16 protein-coding genes are annotated in these 16,523 nt (G+C 70.0%); 12 read left to right on the forward strand and 4 right to left on the reverse strand.

Annotation, left to right across the window (positions count from 1 at the left end; all coding sequences use genetic code 11):
- The first annotated feature begins 3 nt into the window (after positions 1-3).
- From tatC to HL658_RS17055, 7 genes are all read left to right on the forward strand, one after another.
- Complete coding sequence (gene tatC, locus HL658_RS17025) at positions 4-813, forward strand: twin-arginine translocase subunit TatC (RefSeq protein ID WP_425485344.1); 810 nt, start codon at positions 4-6, stop codon at positions 811-813.
- A 4-nt stretch (positions 814-817) separates the two neighbouring features.
- Positions 818-2,014, forward strand: a complete 1,197-nt coding sequence (locus tag HL658_RS38025; protein ID WP_180283518.1) for a diguanylate cyclase — start codon at positions 818-820, stop codon at positions 2,012-2,014.
- A gap of 251 nt (positions 2,015-2,265) precedes the next feature.
- On the forward strand, positions 2,266-3,459 hold the full coding sequence (locus tag HL658_RS38030) for a diguanylate cyclase (protein ID WP_180283519.1): 1,194 nt from the start codon (positions 2,266-2,268) through the stop codon (positions 3,457-3,459).
- A gap of 82 nt (positions 3,460-3,541) precedes the next feature.
- Positions 3,542-4,813, forward strand: a complete 1,272-nt coding sequence (gene serS, locus HL658_RS17040) for a serine--tRNA ligase (RefSeq protein WP_180283520.1) — start codon at positions 3,542-3,544, stop codon at positions 4,811-4,813.
- Positions 4,813-5,598: a 5'/3'-nucleotidase SurE gene (surE, locus tag HL658_RS17045; protein WP_180283521.1), complete on the forward strand. Its 786-nt coding sequence runs from the start codon at positions 4,813-4,815 to the stop codon at positions 5,596-5,598. The genes serS and surE overlap by 1 nt, the downstream gene beginning before the upstream one ends.
- Positions 5,595-6,260 (forward strand): protein-L-isoaspartate(D-aspartate) O-methyltransferase, encoded by a 666-nt coding sequence (locus HL658_RS17050; protein WP_180283522.1) that lies wholly within the window; start codon positions 5,595-5,597, stop codon positions 6,258-6,260. The genes surE and HL658_RS17050 overlap by 4 nt, the downstream gene beginning before the upstream one ends.
- Entirely contained in the window at positions 6,257-7,516 is a 1,260-nt protein-coding gene (locus tag HL658_RS17055; protein ID WP_180283523.1) for a peptidoglycan DD-metalloendopeptidase family protein, read from the forward strand. The genes HL658_RS17050 and HL658_RS17055 overlap by 4 nt, the downstream gene beginning before the upstream one ends.
- Here the strand turns inward: HL658_RS17055 and HL658_RS17060 are convergent.
- Positions 7,473-8,339: an ATP-binding protein gene (locus HL658_RS17060; protein ID WP_343055162.1), complete on the reverse strand. Its 867-nt coding sequence runs from the start codon at positions 8,337-8,339 to the stop codon at positions 7,473-7,475. The two genes, HL658_RS17055 and HL658_RS17060, sit on opposite strands and share 44 nt — an antisense overlap.
- 213 nt (positions 8,340-8,552) lie before the next feature.
- Between HL658_RS17060 and yajC the strand changes: the two genes are divergently transcribed.
- The 3 genes from yajC to HL658_RS17075 all read left to right on the forward strand — a co-directional run bounded on the left by yajC (position 8,553) and on the right by HL658_RS17075 (position 11,049).
- The gene (gene yajC, locus HL658_RS17065; RefSeq protein WP_180283525.1) at positions 8,553-8,963 is read left to right on the forward strand and encodes a preprotein translocase subunit YajC; all 411 of its coding nucleotides are present in this window, start codon (positions 8,553-8,555) and stop codon (positions 8,961-8,963) included.
- 78 nt (positions 8,964-9,041) lie between these two features.
- Positions 9,042-10,619 (forward strand): protein translocase subunit SecD, encoded by a 1,578-nt coding sequence (gene secD, locus HL658_RS17070; RefSeq protein WP_180283526.1) that lies wholly within the window; start codon positions 9,042-9,044, stop codon positions 10,617-10,619.
- Between the two features lie 55 nt (positions 10,620-10,674).
- The gene (locus HL658_RS17075; RefSeq protein WP_180283527.1) at positions 10,675-11,049 is read left to right on the forward strand and encodes an Mth938-like domain-containing protein; all 375 of its coding nucleotides are present in this window, start codon (positions 10,675-10,677) and stop codon (positions 11,047-11,049) included.
- A 45-nt stretch (positions 11,050-11,094) separates the two neighbouring features.
- Here HL658_RS17075 and HL658_RS17080 read toward each other — a convergent pair whose 3' ends face one another.
- The 3 genes from HL658_RS17080 to HL658_RS17090 all read right to left on the reverse strand — a co-directional run bounded on the left by HL658_RS17080 (position 11,095) and on the right by HL658_RS17090 (position 14,019).
- Positions 11,095-11,694, reverse strand: a complete 600-nt coding sequence (locus tag HL658_RS17080; RefSeq protein ID WP_180283528.1) for a superoxide dismutase — start codon at positions 11,692-11,694, stop codon at positions 11,095-11,097.
- 66 nt (positions 11,695-11,760) lie between these two features.
- Complete coding sequence (gene hpnE, locus HL658_RS17085) at positions 11,761-13,071, reverse strand: hydroxysqualene dehydroxylase HpnE (protein ID WP_180283529.1); 1,311 nt, start codon at positions 13,069-13,071, stop codon at positions 11,761-11,763.
- A gap of 75 nt (positions 13,072-13,146) precedes the next feature.
- Positions 13,147-14,019 carry a squalene/phytoene synthase family protein gene (locus tag HL658_RS17090; protein WP_180283530.1) on the reverse strand — a complete coding sequence of 291 codons (873 nt, stop codon included), beginning with the start codon at positions 14,017-14,019 and terminating at the stop codon, positions 13,147-13,149.
- 121 nt (positions 14,020-14,140) lie between these two features.
- Between HL658_RS17090 and HL658_RS17095 the strand changes: the two genes are divergently transcribed.
- Both HL658_RS17095 and HL658_RS17100 read left to right on the forward strand, forming a co-directional pair.
- Complete coding sequence (locus HL658_RS17095) at positions 14,141-14,995, forward strand: phytoene/squalene synthase family protein (RefSeq protein WP_180283531.1); 855 nt, start codon at positions 14,141-14,143, stop codon at positions 14,993-14,995.
- A 120-nt stretch (positions 14,996-15,115) separates the two neighbouring features.
- Positions 15,116-16,519: a hypothetical protein gene (locus HL658_RS17100; protein WP_180283532.1), complete on the forward strand. Its 1,404-nt coding sequence runs from the start codon at positions 15,116-15,118 to the stop codon at positions 16,517-16,519.
- Positions 16,520-16,523: the final 4 nt, after the last annotated feature.

A 16,523-nucleotide genomic window follows, 5' to 3' on the forward strand; every position in this document is an offset into this window, starting at 1 on the left:
AACGTGGCGACTTCCCAGGAACCGCAGGATTCCCTCGACGACAGCAAGATGCCGCTGATCGATCACCTGATCGAGCTGCGCAACCGGCTGATGTGGGCGGTGCTCGCCATCATCGTGGCGTTCCTCGTCTGCTACGCGTTTTCCGACCGCATCTACAACTTCCTGGTCCAGCCGCTCGCCGACATCCTGGCGGGGCAGGGCCGACGGATGATCTACACCGGCCTGACCGAGGCGTTCTTCACCTACCTGAAGGTTGCCTTCTGGGCCGGCTGCTTCCTGTCCTTTCCCATCGTTGCCACCCAGATCTGGATGTTCGTGGCGCCCGGTCTCTACAAGCACGAACGCAAGGCCTTCCTGCCCTTCCTGGCGGCGACGCCGTTCCTGTTCTTCCTGGGCGGGGCGATGGTCTACTACTTCGTCATGCCGCTGGCCTGGCGCTTCTTCCTCGGCTTCGAATTCCACCCGCCGGGCCCCGGCGAGCTGCCGATCGAGTTCGAGGCGCGCGTCGGCGAATACCTGTCGCTGGTGATGGCGCTGATCTTCGCCTTCGGCGTCGCCTTCCAGCTTCCGATCCTTCTGACCCTGCTGGTGCGTGTCGGCATCATCGATACCGCCACGCTGGCCGCCAAGCGCCGCTATGCCATCGTCTTCGTGTTCGTGATCGCGGCCATCCTCACACCGCCGGACGTCATCAGCCAGGTGACGCTCGCCATTCCGCTCCTGCTGCTTTACGAAATCTCCATCTGGATCGGCCGTATGATCGAGAAGGACCGCGCGCGCAAGGAAGCGGAGGACGAAACGGCCGGGGAGTGATTCGGTGGTCGATGCGCTGATCGTCGTCGTTCTGGTGGGGCTGTCGGCGATCGTGATCGCCGTCGGTTGTGCTCTCTCCTGGCAGCGGCACCGGGATTTCCCGGCGCTGCGCGATTGGGCGGTCGGGTCGGCCCTCATCGCGCCCAGCATGTTCATCCTCGGCCTGCTGGATCAGGACGGCGCCAGCCACCTGCCGATGCTGGCCTACGTCGTGGTGGCGCTGATCTACGCCGTCTTCTGGTCGGGCGTCCGGCGGTTGACCGGCCGCGAACGGACCTGGGGGCCGCCGGTGATGGCCGGTGCGGTGTATCTGTCCGTGATGGCCTGGTTCATGTACCGCGACCCGGATTTCCTGGCGCGGGTGGCGACCACCTCGGTGCTGGGCATGCTGGCGGCGGCCTTGCTCGCCACCGAGCTGCTGTCCGACCGCCGCATGCGCGGGCACCGGCCGGGCCGTCTGATGATCGCGCTTCTGGTGCAGTTCGGCCTCTTCCACGCGGTGCGCGCCGGGGTGCTGCTGTTCGCGGACGTCACCGACACGCTGGTCCTCGACGTGCTGCGGCTGCTGACCTTCGTGGAGCTGGTGCTGTTCGTGGTCGGCGGCGGTCTGCTGGTCATCGCCATGGCGAACGAGCGCACCATGCACCGGCTGCGCCGGCTGGCCGATCGCGACGAGCTGACCGGCCTCTACAACCGCCGCGCCTTCATGCGCACCGCGGACGAGGCGCTCCGGCATGCGCAGGCCCGCGGTGGCGACCTCTCGCTCGTCCTGTTCGACCTCGACCACTTCAAGCGTGTCAACGATACCCATGGGCACCTCGTCGGTGACCAGGTGCTGCGGGTGGCGGCGGAGACGGTGATGGCGGCGCTGCGCGAGGCGGACGCCCCCGGCCGCTACGGCGGGGAGGAGTTCTGCGTGCTGCTGCCCGGCCTGGGCATCCCGGCGGCGCTGGAGGTGGCGGAGCGGATCCGCGGAAGCCTGGAGGATGTGCGCATCGACACGCCCACGGGACCCCTGCGCATCTCCGCCAGCCTGGGCGTGGCCGGGCTCGCCCATGGTGCGGCCTCGGTGCCCGAGCTGCTGGCCCTGGCCGACGCGGCGCTCTACCGCGCCAAGGCCGAGGGGCGCAACCGGGTCGTGCTGGCGGCCCCGGCCGGCGCCGCACCGGCCCCTGTGCAGCACGACCTCGCGGAATCGTAATATGCCCCGGCGCATGCCTGGATCCGGGGTGGCCCGCCCGACTATGATCGGAGCGCCGATCCTGCGGGAGTTCCCGTCCGCCATGCACATCCCCGGAACCATTCGCACCTGCCGTCGGGCCGGGACTGCTACCACACTCGCGCGCCCACCGCTGCTGTCCGTCCCGGTCCCCGTCTGGACCGGCCGCCGCGTCGCCGACGAACCGGCGCGGGGCGGGGCGGACGGCCGGGCGGCGGACTGACGGGACGACGGTGCTCGACACCCTCACCGTCGCGCTCCTCGTGGTGCTGTCGGCGGCGATGGTCGCGGTCGGTTGTGCGGTGTCGTGGCTGTACCATCGGAGCTTTCTGCCCCTGCGGGACTGGGCGGTGTCCAGCACGCTTGCCCCGGTGGCGATGCTGCTGCTGGCGTTCCACGAGGCGGATTCGGCGGCTCCGGTTGCCTTGGCCGCGCACATCATCGTGTTCATGGCCTTCGCGACCTCCTGGTCGGCGGTCAGCCGCCTCGTCGGGCGGCCCCCGCCGGTGACGGCCTGCGCCGTGGCGGCAGCGCTGTACCTTCCGGCCATCACGGTGGCCATCGTCGTGATCCCGGATTTCGAGAAGCAGATGGCGGTGACATCCTTCCTGGCCGTGGCCATGGCTGGCGGGATGGGCGGCGATCTGCTGCTCGACCCGCAGCTGCGGCGTCGCCGGTCGGGACAGGCGATGATCCTGCTGTTCGGGCAGTTCGCCGTATTCTCGCTGGTGCGCGGTCTGCTGCTGATGGTCGAGGAAGGGCGTCCGCTCGCGATGGGCGTCCTGCGCCCGCTCGCCTTTGTCGAGGTGATGATCTTCGTGCTCGGCGGCGGCCTCTACATGATCGTGATGGCGCACGAGCGGACGGTGAGCCGGCTGCGCCGCTTGGCCGACCGCGACGAACTCACCGGGCTGCTGAACCGGCGGGCCTTTCTGCACGCCGCGGAAGGCGCGGCGGAACGGGCGCGTCATGGCGGCGACCAGCTGGCGCTGGTGTTGCTCGACCTTGATCATTTCAAGCGGATCAACGACGAGCACGGCCACCTGACGGGCGACCGCGCGTTGCGGCTGGCGGCGGACACCGTGACCGCGGCGCTGCGGACGGCCGACGCGGTCGGGCGCTACGGTGGCGAGGAGTTCTGTCTGCTCCTGCCTGGCGCCGATGCCCGGACCGCCGAGACCATCGCCGAGCGGATCCGCTGCAGCATCGCCGCGGTGCGGATCGACACCTCGGGCGGCCCCCTCCACCTGACCGCCAGCTTCGGGGTGGCCGCCCTGGGGCCGGACGTGTCGACGGTGCATGAGCTCCTCGTGCAGGCCGACGCGGCCCTCTACGCCGCCAAGGAGCAGGGGCGGGACCGGGTGGTGGTGGCACCCGCTGGCAACACTGGTGCGGCGTTGACGCAACAGTTGGTCACCGAACCCTGAACCCCTGGGTGGCGTGCCTGGACCTGGGATCGGGGAAAGGACTATAAACGGCTTCCCGATCATCCAAAGTTCGTAGTCCGCCATGCATGACCTCCGCGCCATCCGTGACTACCCCGAAGGCTTCGACGCCGCCCTGGGACGCCGGGGGTTGGAGCCGGTGTCCGGCGCGATCCTCGACCTCGATGCCCGCCGCCGCACCGTGCAGACCCGTCTGCAGGAGATGCAGGCCCGCCGCAACGAGGTCTCCAAGGAGGTCGGCGCCGCCAAGAAGCAGGGCCGCGACGCGCAGCCCCTGCTCGACGAGATGGCGGTCCTGAAGGACACCATGCCGACGGTGGAGGAGGAGGACCGTGCGCTGGGCGCCGAGCTCGACAACCTCCTCGCCGGCATCCCGAACCTTCCCGCCCCCGAGGTGCCCGACGGTGGCGGCGAGGCCGACAACGTCGAGATCCGCCGGTGGGGCACCCCGCGGGAGATCGCCAACCCAAAGCAGCATTTCGACCTGGGCGAGTCGCTGGGGCTGATGGATTTCGAGGCCGCCGCCCGCATGTCGGGCGCCCGCTTCACGGTGCTGAAGGGCAAGCTGGCGCGCATGGAACGCGCGCTCGCCCAGTTCATGCTCGACCTGCACACCACCGAACATGGCTACACCGAGGTGTCGCCGCCGCTGATGGTCAAGGACAACGCGCTCTACGGCACCGGGCAGTTGCCGAAATTCGCCGAGGACCTGTTCCAGACCCAGCCCACCGGCCATTACCTGATCCCGACGTCCGAGGTGCCGCTGACCAATCTGGTCAACGACCAGATCGTGCCGCTGGAGGAGCTCCCCTACCGCTTCACGGCGCTGACGCCGTGCTTCCGGGCCGAGGCGGGGGCGGCCGGGCGCGACACCCGCGGCATGATCCGGCAGCACCAGTTCTGGAAGGTGGAGATGGTCAGCATCACCGCCCCCGACCAGTCGGAGGCGGAGCACGAGCGCATGACCCGCTGCGCCGAGACGGTGCTGGAGCGTCTGGGGCTCCCCTACCGCACCATCGTACTGTGCACCGGCGACATGGGCTTCGGCTCGCGCAAGACCTACGATGTCGAGGTGTGGTTGCCGGGGCAGGGCGCCTACCGCGAGATTTCGAGCTGCTCCAACTGCGGGGACTTCCAGGCCCGGCGCATGAAGGCGCGCACCCGTGCCAAGGGCGAGAAGAACACCCAGTTCGTGCACACGCTCAACGGGTCGGGCGTGGCCGTCGGGCGCTGCCTGATCGCGGTGATGGAGAACTACCAGCAGCCCGACGGCTCCATCCTGGTTCCCGAAGCGCTCCGCCCCTACATGGGCGGGGTGGAGAGGATTGAGGTCTGATGTTCGAACTTCCGCTCGACCTCTCGAAGGCGCGGATCCTCGTCACCAATGACGACGGCATCCACGCCGACGGCATCCAGGTCCTGGAGCGCATCGCCCGCAGCCTGTCCGACGACGTGTGGGTCGTGGCCCCGGAGGCGGAGCAGTCCGCCGCCAGCCACTCGCTCACCATCCACCGGCCGCTGCGCCTGCGCCAATACGCGGAGAAGCGCTATTCGGTGGACGGCACGCCGACCGACTGCGTGCTGCTGGCGGTCAACAAGATCATGGCCGAGAGCAAGCCGACGCTGGTGCTGTCCGGGGTCAACCAGGGCTCCAACATCGGCGAGGACGTGACCTACTCCGGCACCATCGCCGCGGCGATGGAGGCGACCCTGCTGGGCGTGCCGGCCATCGCGCTCAGCCAGCATTACGAGCGGGCGGACGGGCCGCCCAACTGGGCGACGGCCGAGCGCTGGGGGCCGGAGGTGGTGCGCAAGGCGGTGACCGTGGCGTGGCCGCGCAACGTGCTGCTCAACGTCAATTTCCCGGCCTGCGACCCGGCCGCCGTCACCGGCATCCAGGTGGTGCGCCATGGCAAGCGCAAGATCGGTGACGAGCTGGTGGAGCGCACCGACCCCCGCGGCCGCCCCTATGTCTGGATCGGCACGCTGCGCGGCGAGGCGGACGTCAGTCCGGACACCGACATCCATGTCGTGCTGTCCGGCGGCATCCCGGTCACCCCGCTGTTCCTCGACCTCACCCACGTCCCGACACTCCAGACCCTGAAACAGGCCTTCGCGTGAGCATCGACGCACGCAAGATCCGCCTGATCATGTCGTTGCGCCGGCACGGCGTGACCGACACGCGGGTCCTTGCGGCGATCGAGCGCATCCCGCGCGACCAGTTCGTTCCCCAGACCTTCCAGGACCAGGCGTGGGAGGACACCGCACTGCCGATCGACCAGGGCCAGACCATCAGCCAGCCGCTGGTCGTCGCCCTGATGACCCAGGCGCTCGACGTGCACGAGCGCCACAAGGTGCTGGAGATCGGCACCGGCTCCGGCTATCAGGCCGCCGTGCTCTCCCGGTTGTGCCGGCGGGTCTACACGCTCGAACGGCTGCGCCCCCTGCTGCTTGATGCCGAGCGGCGGTTCCACGCCCTGCGACTCCACAACATCACGACGCGACATGGCGACGGAACAAGGGGTTGGCCCGAACAGGCCCCCTTCGAACGCATCATGGTCACGGCCGGCGGTGGACGGGAGCCGCCAAAAGACTTGACGGATCAGCTCGCGGTTGGTGGTGTCATGGTCATCCCGCTGGAGGGGGACTGGCGCGAACACCGCATCGTCCGAATCCGGCGCACCGAAACCGGTCTTGATCGGGAGGAGCTGTGGCCCGTCCGTTTCGTTCCGTTGCTGCCGGATGTGCCGGCGGTCGCGGACGAGCGCGTCCGCACCGCGTGACGGCGGCGCGCGCGCTCGCCCTCGCGCTTCTGCTGCCGCTCGCCGTCGCCTGCGAGCGCACGGGTCCGCTTGCCCCCGTCACCTCGGTGGGCGACGCACCGTTGTCCGCCGGTGGCGCCATCATCGTGGTCAAGGGCGATTCGCTCTACAGCCTGTCGCGCAAGTACAACGTGCCGCTCCGCGATCTGGCGGAGGCGAACCGGCTGTCGCCGCCCTACACGCTGGACATCGGACAGCGGCTGGTGCTGCCCGCCTCGCGCCAATACATCGTGCAGCGGGGGGACACGCTCTACGGCATCTCCCGCATGTTCGGTGTCGATGTCAGCGAGCTGACGCGCGTCAACAACCTGTCCGCTCCCTTCGCCGTGCAGGCCGGCCAGCCGCTGCGCCTGCCGGGAGCCGGCGGCACCACCGCCACGGCGGAAGCGCCCAAGCCCGCGACGCGCGGTTCGGTCCAGGTCAGCGAACTGTCCCCGCCGCCCGGCAACGCCGCCGCCGCCAAGCCGGTCACCGTGACGCCCGCTCCGGCGTCACCGGCACCTGCCGCGGGCGCTCCCGCCGCCGCGGCGGTCACGCCGCCGGCCGCCAGCGGCACCGCCGCCGCAACCGGCTTTGAGCCGGGACGCGAGCCCAAGCCGCTGCGCCCGCCGTCCAAGCCGGCCACCGCGACCGAATCCGCCCCGGCCGTCGCGGCCGGCGCCCCCGTCCAGCTCAAGCCACCGACTCCGCCCACGGCGGCCGAGGGCGCGCGCCCCGCCGAGCCGGAGGTCGCCGCCGCCCCCGCCGCCCCGCCCAAGGAGGTCGGCAAGCCGCCGCCGCGCGCCGGCACGCGCTTCCTGTGGCCGGTCAAGGGCAAGCTGGTGTCGGGATATGGCCCCAAGCCGGACGGCATGCACAACGACGGCATCAACATCGCGGCCGCCAAGGGCACGCCGGTGGTGGCCGCCGACAATGGCGTCGTCGCCTATTCCGGCAACGAGCTGCGCGGCTTCGGCAACCTGCTGCTGGTCCGCCATTCGGACGGCTTCATCACCGCCTACGCCCACCTCGATACGATGAAGGTGGAGCGCGGGGCGACGGTGAAACGGGGGCAGGTGATCGGCACCGTGGGCCAGACGGGGGCCGTCAGCTCACCGCAGCTCCATTTCGAACTGCGCAAGGGCAGCCAGGCGGTGGACCCCGACGGGCATCTCGATCCCGCCGGGGGCAAGGTCACCGGAGCGGCGTTCCCAGACGGCCAGCCAGGTCCTGGATGAACTGCCACGCCACGCGGCCGGAGCGGCTGCCGCGCGTGACCGACCATTCCACGGCCTCCGCGTGCAGCCGCTCGCGCCCGACCGTCAGGCCGAAGGCGTCGGCGTAGCCCTCCACCATGGCGAAGAAGGTGGGCTGGTCGCAGTTGTGGAAGCCCAGCCATAGGCCGAAGCGGTCGGAGAGGGAGACCTTCTCCTCCACCGCCTCGGCCGGGTTGATGGCGGTCGACCGCTCGTTCTCGATCATGTCGCGCGGCATCAGGTGGCGGCGGTTGGACGTGGCGTAGAACAGCACATTGTCCGGCCGCCCCTCGACACCGCCCTCCAGCACCGCCTTCAGCGACTTGTAGTGGGTGTCGTCGGTGGTGAAGGACAGGTCGTCGCAGAACAGCACGAAGCGCTTCTCCCGCCCGCGCAGCAGCGCCAGCAGCCGGGGCAGGGAGGGGATGTCCTCCCGATGGATCTCCACCAGCGCCAGCGTGCCCGGACGCTCCGCGATCACGGCGGCGTGGACCGACTTGACCAGCGAGCTCTTGCCCATGCCGCGGGCACCCCACAGCAGCGCGTTGTTCGCCGGCAGGCCGGCGGCGAACCGCCGGGTGTTGTCGAGCAGCAGGTCGCGCTGCCGCTCCACCCCCTGGAGCAGGGCGATGTCCACCCGGTTCACCGAGGGCACCGGCTCCAGCCGGTCGGGGTCGGCGTGCCAGACGAAGGCGTCGGCGGCCGACAGGTCAACCGGCGGCGGCGGGGGGGGCGTCTGGCGCTCCAGCGCGTCGGCGATGCGGGTGAGGACGGCGAGAAGGGCGGCGGCGGAAGAATCGGACACGGTTCTGCCCTGCTTGTGAAATGGCTGGAAAGTGAAGGAACGTGCCGCCATCTGTCGGCTGCAAGGGACCACCCTAGTCACAGCCGACCGCACCGGCAACCCGCGCACCCCCGCACGCCATGCACAGGGCCGTTGCATCGGGGGCACGGGCGGCTATAGTCGCGTCGTCCCGACGCGCGGCGGTCGCAGGACCCAACAACGAGGAGCACCAGGATGTTCGTTTCGACGGCCTTCGCCCAGACCGCGGCCCCGGCGGCGGGCGGAACCGACATGATCATGTCGTTCTTGCCGCTGATTCTGATCTTCGTCGTCTTCTATTTCCTCCTGATCCGCCCGCAGCAGAAGCGGATGAAGGAGCACAAGGCGATGCTGGAGGCGGTGCGCCGTGGTGACCGCGTGGTGACCGGTGGCGGCATCGTCGGCACGGTGACCAAGGTCGGCACCGACGACGAGGTGCAGGTGGAGATCGCCGAGGGCGTGCGGGTGAAGGTGCTGCGCTCCACCATCAGCGCCGTGCTGTCGCGCAGCGAGCCGGTCAAGGGCGGCGAGGGCGGCGCCCCGGCCGCGACCCCCGCCGCGGCGGAGGAGAAGGGCGGCCTCGCGAAGATGTTCGGGCGCAAGTAACCGTCCACCATCCGGCACCGGGGGCCGCCCGCGCGGCCCCCATGAGCATTTCACGGAACGGGTCAGTCGACGGGCGTCATGGTCCATATCGCCAAGTGGAAGGTCATCCTCGTCATCGCGCTGTGCGCGTTGGGGATCGTTTACGCCGCACCCAACCTGCTCGGGCGGCAGACGGTGGAGCATCTGCAGGCCAGCCTGCCGTCCTGGGCGCCGACCAAGACGATCAACCTCGGACTCGACCTGCAGGGTGGCTCGCATCTGCTGCTCGAGGTCGACGTGCGCAGCGTCGTGCAGGAGCGGGTCAACGGCCTGCTCGACACCGCCCGCACGGAGCTGCGGCAGGCGCAGATCGGCTACACCGACCTGTCGGCCGACGCCACCGGCATCGGCTTCACGGTGCGCGACGCGGCGCAGGTGGACCGCGCCCGCGACCTCGTCCGCCGCACCGCCGCGCAGGATCTGGAGACCAGCGTCTCCGACGGCAGCCGCGTGCGCGTGGCCTACACCGATCAGGCGATCCAGACCTGGACGCGGCAGGCGGTGGACCAGTCGATCGAGATCGTGCGCCGCCGCATCGACGAGACCGGCACCAAGGAGCCGGCGATCCAGCGCCAGGGCCAGGACCGCATCCTCGTCCAGCTTCCCGGCGTGGACGATCCGGAGCGGGTGAAGCGCCTGCTCGGCCAGACCGCCAAGCTGACCTTCCAGATGGTCAACACCGAGGTGGGACCGGCCGAGCTGATGGCCGGCCGCGTGCCGCCCGGCTCCGTCCGCCTGCCGATGGCGGAAAGTCCGGGCCAGTATCTGGCCGTGCAGCGCCGGGTCATGGTGTCGGGCGACACGCTGACCGACGCGCAGCCGACCTTCCAGGACAATCAGGCGGTGGTGTCCTTCCGCTTCGACTCGGTCGGCGCGCGCCGTTTCGCCGACGCCACCAAGGAGAATGTCGGGCGGCCGTTCGCGATCGTGCTCGACAACAAGATCATCTCCGCCCCGGTGATCCGGGAACCGATCCTGGGCGGGGCCGGCGTCATCTCCGGCAGCTTCACCGTGCAGACGGCCAACGACCTCGCCCTGTTGCTGCGCGCTGGCGCCCTGCCGGCTCCACTCAACGTGATCGAGGAGCGCACCGTCGGCCCCGGACTCGGCGCCGACAGCATCGAGGCGGGTCGCATCGCCAGCATTGTCGGCTTCGTCGCGGTGATGGCGCTGATGATCGCCTGCTACGGCCTGTTCGGGCTGTTCGCGGTGGCGGCGCTGGTCATCAACGTGGTGCTGATCTTTGCCCTGCTGTCGATCCTGCAGGCCACCCTGACCCTGCCGGGCATCGCCGGCATCGTGCTGACCATGGGCATGGCGGTGGACGCCAACGTGCTCATCTATGAGCGCATCCGCGAGGAGCAGCGGGCCGGCCGCTCGGTCATCTCCGCGCTGGACGCCGGCTACAGCCGGGCGATCACCACCATCTGGGACTCCAACCTCACCACGCTGATCGCCGCCGCCCTGCTGTTCATCCTGGGATCGGGGCCGGTGCGCGGCTTCGCGGTGACGCTGACGATCGGCATCATCACCTCGATGTTCACCGCGATCATGGTCACCCGCCTGATGGTGCTGGCCTGGATGCGGCGGACCAAGCCGAAGCTGGTGCCGATCTGATCCGGCGGGGCGCCCGTCCGCCCCGGCCGGTGCATGCCGAAAGGACCGAGAGCCGATGGACATCACGCCGCTCATCCCCGCCGACCGGCAGGTCATCGACGGCTACGCCCCCGGCCGGTTCTGCGTGGCCGGCTCCTGGCGCGATGGCGGGGTCATCGTGTTGCCGGACCGGACACTGGAATGGCCGGAGACCGAGTTCGCCGCCCTGACGGTGGAAAGCTTCCGCCCGGTGATCGCGGCGCTGCCATCGGTGGAACTGCTGCTGCTGGGCAGCGGTGCCCGCATGCAGCTCATGCCCAAGGCGCTGCGGATCAGCCTGCGCGAGGCGGGGCTGGTGGTGGAGGTGATGGATTCCGGTGCGGCCTGCCGCACCTACAACGTGCTGCTCGCCGAGGAACGGCGGGTCGCGGCGGCCCTGCTGCCGATGTGAGAAACCCTCTCCCCGCGTCGGGGGAGAGGGTTTCCTTCGCAGGACTTACTTCTCCTGCAGGCGGACCGCCACCGTCTCCCAGTTGACCAGCTGGTCGAGGAAGGCGTTCAGGTAGTCCGGGCGGCGGTTCTGGTAGTCCAGGTAATAGCTGTGCTCCCAGACGTCGCAGCCGAGCAGGGCGTGCTTGCCGTGCGCCAGCGGGTTCTCGGCGTTCGGGGTCTTCATGATGGACAGCTTGCCGCCGTCCTCGACCAGCCACACCCAGCCGCTGCCGAACTGCGCGACGCCACCGGCGGTGAACTCCTTCTTGAAGTTGTCCACGCTGCCGAAGTCGGCGACCAGACGCTTCTCCAACTCCGACGGGATGGCTCGGCTGCCCTGCGGCGCCATCCACTCCCAGAACAGGATGTGGTTCCAGTGCTGGCCGGCGTTGTTGAAGACCCCCTGCTTCTCGGCCTTGCCGAAGCTGGCCTTCACGACCTCCTCCAGGCTCTTGCCTTCCAGCTCGGAGCCGGCGACCAGCTCGTTCAGCTTGGTCACATAGGCCTGGTGGTGCTTGTCGTGGTGGAACTGCAGCGTCTGCGCCGACATGTAGGGCTGGAGAGCGCTGTAGTCGTAGGGGAGCGGGGGAAGTTCGAACGCCATAGTTCCCTCTTCTTGCCGATGTCGTTGGTTGCTCGCCCCGGCCGGACGGCCGGGGGTTCCAACGGCTCAGATATGTCGCCCGCCGGGCAAAGCCAAGGCCGGAATGGACAATCGCGCCATAATCCGTGACCGGAGCGGTGCCAGGACCGCCCGCGCGGCCCGCTCGCCGGAGCGCACGGCCCCCTCCAGCGTCGCCGGAAGCCCGGTGTCGGTCCAGTCCCCGGCCAGGAACAGGTTTCCCGTGGCCGGAACGCGGGTGCCGGGACGGCGGGCGGCGCTGGCGGGGGTCTGGTCGAAGGTGGCGCGCTTCTCCTTCACCACCCGCACCGGCGGAACCGCCGAATCGAGGCCAAGCGCCGCCGCGCAGTCCCGCCACAGCCGCTCCGCCACCGACTCGGGCGGCAGGGCGGCCAGGGCGTCGGCGTCGCTGACCGTGACCGACAGCACGTCACCGCGCAGGAACAGCCATTCCGCGGTGCCGCCGACCAGCCCCAGGAAGGGCAGCCCGCCGGGCAGCGTCGCCGGCCGGTCCAGGCGGAAATGCGCGTTGACGATGGCGGCCCCGGCCGGCGGCGCCTCCAGCCCCGGCACCAGCCGCGCCGTCGCCCAGGGGGGTACGGCCAGCACCACCGCCTCCGCCGGTGCCAGCGGCACCGCGGCTCCCGCCACTGACAGCCCGGTCACCCGCCCGCCGTCGATGGTGAGCCCGTCCACCCGTGTGCCCAGCCGAACCTCCGCCCCCAGCCGCTCCAGATGGCGCAGCGCCGGCTCCACGAAGGCCTCCGCCAGCCCGTGGGCGGCAACCACCGGCCGGCAGGCGGCCTCGCCGCGCAGCAGCGTCTCGCGCAGCACGGCGCCGAACAGGCGGGCCGACACGCGGTCGGGGGCGCCGTTCATCGCCGACACGATCAGCGTGCCCCACAGCCGGTCGAACAGCGGCGTGCCGGCCGGCAGCACATCCGTCGTCACCGCCCGCGGCCCGGCGACCACCGCGCGCAGGGCCGCCAGATAGTCCGCGGCTGTCGTGCCGGGCACGCGCCGCGCCGGGTCGAACAGCCACAGCCCGCCGGGTTTCAGCGTCCACCGCTGCCCGTCGCGCAGGTCGAGGAAGGGAAAGGCGGCCGGCGTCACGACGTCGAGCGCGCGGGCACCGCCGGTGCGGCGCGCGTAGTCGAGCAGCGTCCGGTTGCCGCTCAGCACCATGTGGCTGCCGTTGTCGACACGGCGGTCGAGCGTCGAATCATGGAAGGAGCGGCAGCGCCCGCCGGCCTGCGGTGCGGATTCGTACACGGTGACGTGCCGCCCGGCCTCGGCGAGGCGGACGGCGCAGGCGAGGCCGGCGAGGCCGGCCCCGACGATGTGGATGGCGCTGCTCACGGCCGCGCACCCTAGCGGAGACGGCCGTTCCACGCCACGGGGAAGCGGCCCCGCTACCGGGCGGCGAAGCAGCGGCTACCGGGCGGCGAAGCCGCGCGCCACCCCGCGCATGGTGGCGGCGACACGCTGGTGGGCGCCCAGCGCGACGCGGCCGGCCATCGGGTCGCGGTTGCGCAGTCGGCGTGACAGCGCCTCGGTCTGCGCCAGCAGAACCGATGTCTCGATGCGCAGGCCGCGATGGGCGATCTGGCCGGGCAGGGTGGCGGCGCGCTCCAGCAGCCGGTCGGTGTGGTCCAGCAGCTTGTCGAACAGGCCGCGCAGCTTGGGGTCGGTCTCGGCCTCCACCATGCGCTCGACGCTGATGCCGGCCTCGTCGAACCAGGTCAGCGGCAGGTGGCAGCGCCCCAGCACCACCCAGTCGTCGCGCCCGCTCTGCAGGTGCTTCAGGATCTGCACGGCGGAACACAGCGCGTCGGCCGCCGGTCCGGCCCCGGCACCCTCGCCATGCAGCTCCAGCAGGTAGCGGCCGACCGGGTTGGCGGCGAAGCGGCAATAGAGCAGCAGGTCGCTCCAGCTGTGGCACCGCGCGCCCACGGCGTTGCGGCGGAACGCGCGCAGCACCTGCCGGGCGTGGCGGTCCTGCACCCCGGTGGCCTGGAGGCTGAGCCGCAGATCGACGGCCGGCTTCAGGTAGGCGTGCTTGGCCTGACCCGACGTCAGCGCGCGTTCCAGCGCGTCGAGATAGGCCAGCTTGGTCTCCGGCTCCATCTCGGCGTCATCGGCGATGTCGTTGCCGAGTCTCAGGAAGCGGTGGAAGGCAAGCACATGCGGCCGGAGATGCTTGGGCAGCAGGCGCGACGAGGTGGCGAGCGGCTGCGAGCCCGGATCGCGGCGGGCGATCGTGGCTGGCTTGGCGGGGATCGTCGGGACCACGTTGAAATCGGTCATGTCGGGGGGCCTGCTTGCGCGTTGGGCTGGCGGGTGACCTGTGAGAGACAATATATTCCGTTGCCCGGCTTTGACTTGGGCTCTTCGCGCCAACACCCCCATTTTTCCGGAATCACACCCGATGGCGAACCGAAACGCCGACCTGTCCTATTGCGGACAGGAGGTGCGTAAGCACGACAACGACCGGTTTCTCGTCGGCCTATTCGTCCCGGCCGAGCGGCGGGAGGCGGTTTTCGCGCTGTGCGCCTTCAACATCGAGGTTGCCAAGACGCGCGAGGTGGTGACCGAGCCGATGATCGGCCAGATGCGCCTGCAATGGTGGCGCGACGCGGTGGAGGCCGTGTACGAGGGCGGGGCTGCGCCCAACCACGCCGTCGCCCGCCCGCTCGCCGACGCGGTGGCGGCGCACGGGCTGGACCGCTCCCAGTTCGATCGGCTGATCGACGCGCGCGAGGCCGACCTGGACGACGAGTCGCCGGCCGACCTGCCGGCGCTGGAGGCCTACGCCGAGGCCACCGCCGCTCCGTTGGTCCTGCTGACGCTGGAGACGCTGGGCGTGCGCGACGCTGCCGCGATGGAGGCCGGGCGCCATGTCGGCACCGCCTACGCCCTGGCCGGGCTGCTGCGCGCCGTGCCCTTCCACGCCGCCCGCGGCCGGGTGATGCTGCCGGCCGACCGGCTGGCCGCGCATGGCGGCCGTTCACGCGAGATCCTGGACGGAAAGCCGGGTCCTGCCGTCCGCGCCTCCGTGCGCGAGGTGGCCGAATCGGCGCGCCGCCATTTGGAGCAGGCTCGGGCGCTGCGCCGCTCGCTGCCGAAGGCGGCGTTGCCGGCCCTGCTGCCCGCCACCCTCGCCACCCTGCATCTGGATGTGCTCGCCCGCGAGGAGTTCGACCCCTTCGCCGCGCGTGTCCAGATGCCGAATCCGTTTCGGCAGTTGCGGCTGGGCTGGGCGGCGCTGCGGCAGCGGTATTGACGAGGCCGACCCGTCGCAGCTGCCGCGCGCTGCCGAAGCGGATAGGACTAACCAAGGGTTGTCAGGCAGTGATTATCGCTGCAGGGTGCTCCCAATTGGCTACGGCGGACGGAGCGGGCGATGGACTTCCTGGTCGGGCTTTGGTCGGTTCCCACCCATTCGACGCCGTTCTCCAGGGCGACGCTCGCCTCCCGCTGCACCACCCTGGAAAACGCGGTGCAGCAGTTTGCCGGCAAGCTCGGCAATTACGCCATACCCGGCGGCCAGAAGATCCGCGGGATCTTCGTGGCTCCGGAGTATTTTCTGTCGCACCGCTTTGGGGATCACTTCAATCCGACCAACAACACGGTCATCGAGCGCACCATCTCCTACGACGAGAAGGAGGCGTTCGTGCAGACCCTGCGTGGTGTCAGCCGCGACAACCCCGGCGTCCTGCTGATCCCCGGCACCATCGCCTGGAAGAAGACTTTCGAGCGCCAGGATTCACAGAACTTCAAGCGCGACCCGCGCACGCACCAGCGCACGCTCGTGCCCAAGGATTCGCTGACCGACCGCCGGGTACGGCTTGGCAACGAACTCGACTACTTCATCAACCTCGACGGCGGGCACCAGTTCATGCGTCAGGCGCGCGAGCGCTTCGAGGACCGCAGCCGGCCGGTGACCGGCGGGGGAACCTCCTCGACGGTCGGCATGCATGTGCCGAGCGTGGCCGCCAAGCGCGACCTCGTGTCGGGCAAGACCACCGTTCTGGTCACTGATCCGTCCACCGGCACGCTGCGCGGCATCGTGGCGCCGCAGCCGGTGCCCTACTACATGCGCAACACCGCGTACGTCTTCCTCGACAACGAGGTGCTGTACAAATACCACAAGAAGGGCGACTTCTTCGAATCGATCAACACCACCGACCATGTCTTCGTGCCGAGCATGAAAAGCCCGGTGGTGCCGATCGCCGTGGACAACACCAACAACCTGCGCTTCGGCTTCGAGATCTGCCTCGATCACAACATCGGGATGCTCGGCGGCTTCATCAGCAAGCAGGCGCTGAACACGCCGCATGTGCACGTCGTCTGCTCGGCGGCGGTGCAGAACAACACCGCCAAGATGCACACCGTGGACGGCGGCTTCTTCATCCACGCCAGCTCCTACCAGCCCTATACGGTCGTGTACGGCAAGCGCGGCGGCACGATGGTGCAGATGACGGCGCTGGAGACGATCAAGGTCGGCGGTTGGGATCTGGGTATCTGGCGGATCCGCTACATCCTGCCGGAGGAGGCGACCTTCCTCACCAACGTCCGCAACGCGCTCGACCGCTACAACCGTGAGAAGACGATCGCCGCGAGCAAGGAGAGCAAGAACGCCCTGGCCGTGCTCCGGCGCCTTGTGAACGACGAGGACGTGAACGGCCTGCGCGCGCACCTCAACTGGTATCTGGGCCGCGTCGGCGCCCTCCAGCCGGTGGGGGCGGGGGCCAAGATCCCCGCCGGCAAACGGTTCGCCACACTGCTCACCGCGGCCTATCCCTGACCGC

The sequence above is a fragment of the Azospirillum oleiclasticum genome (assembly GCF_013423485.1).
GTDB lineage: Bacteria > Pseudomonadota > Alphaproteobacteria > Azospirillales > Azospirillaceae > Azospirillum > Azospirillum oleiclasticum.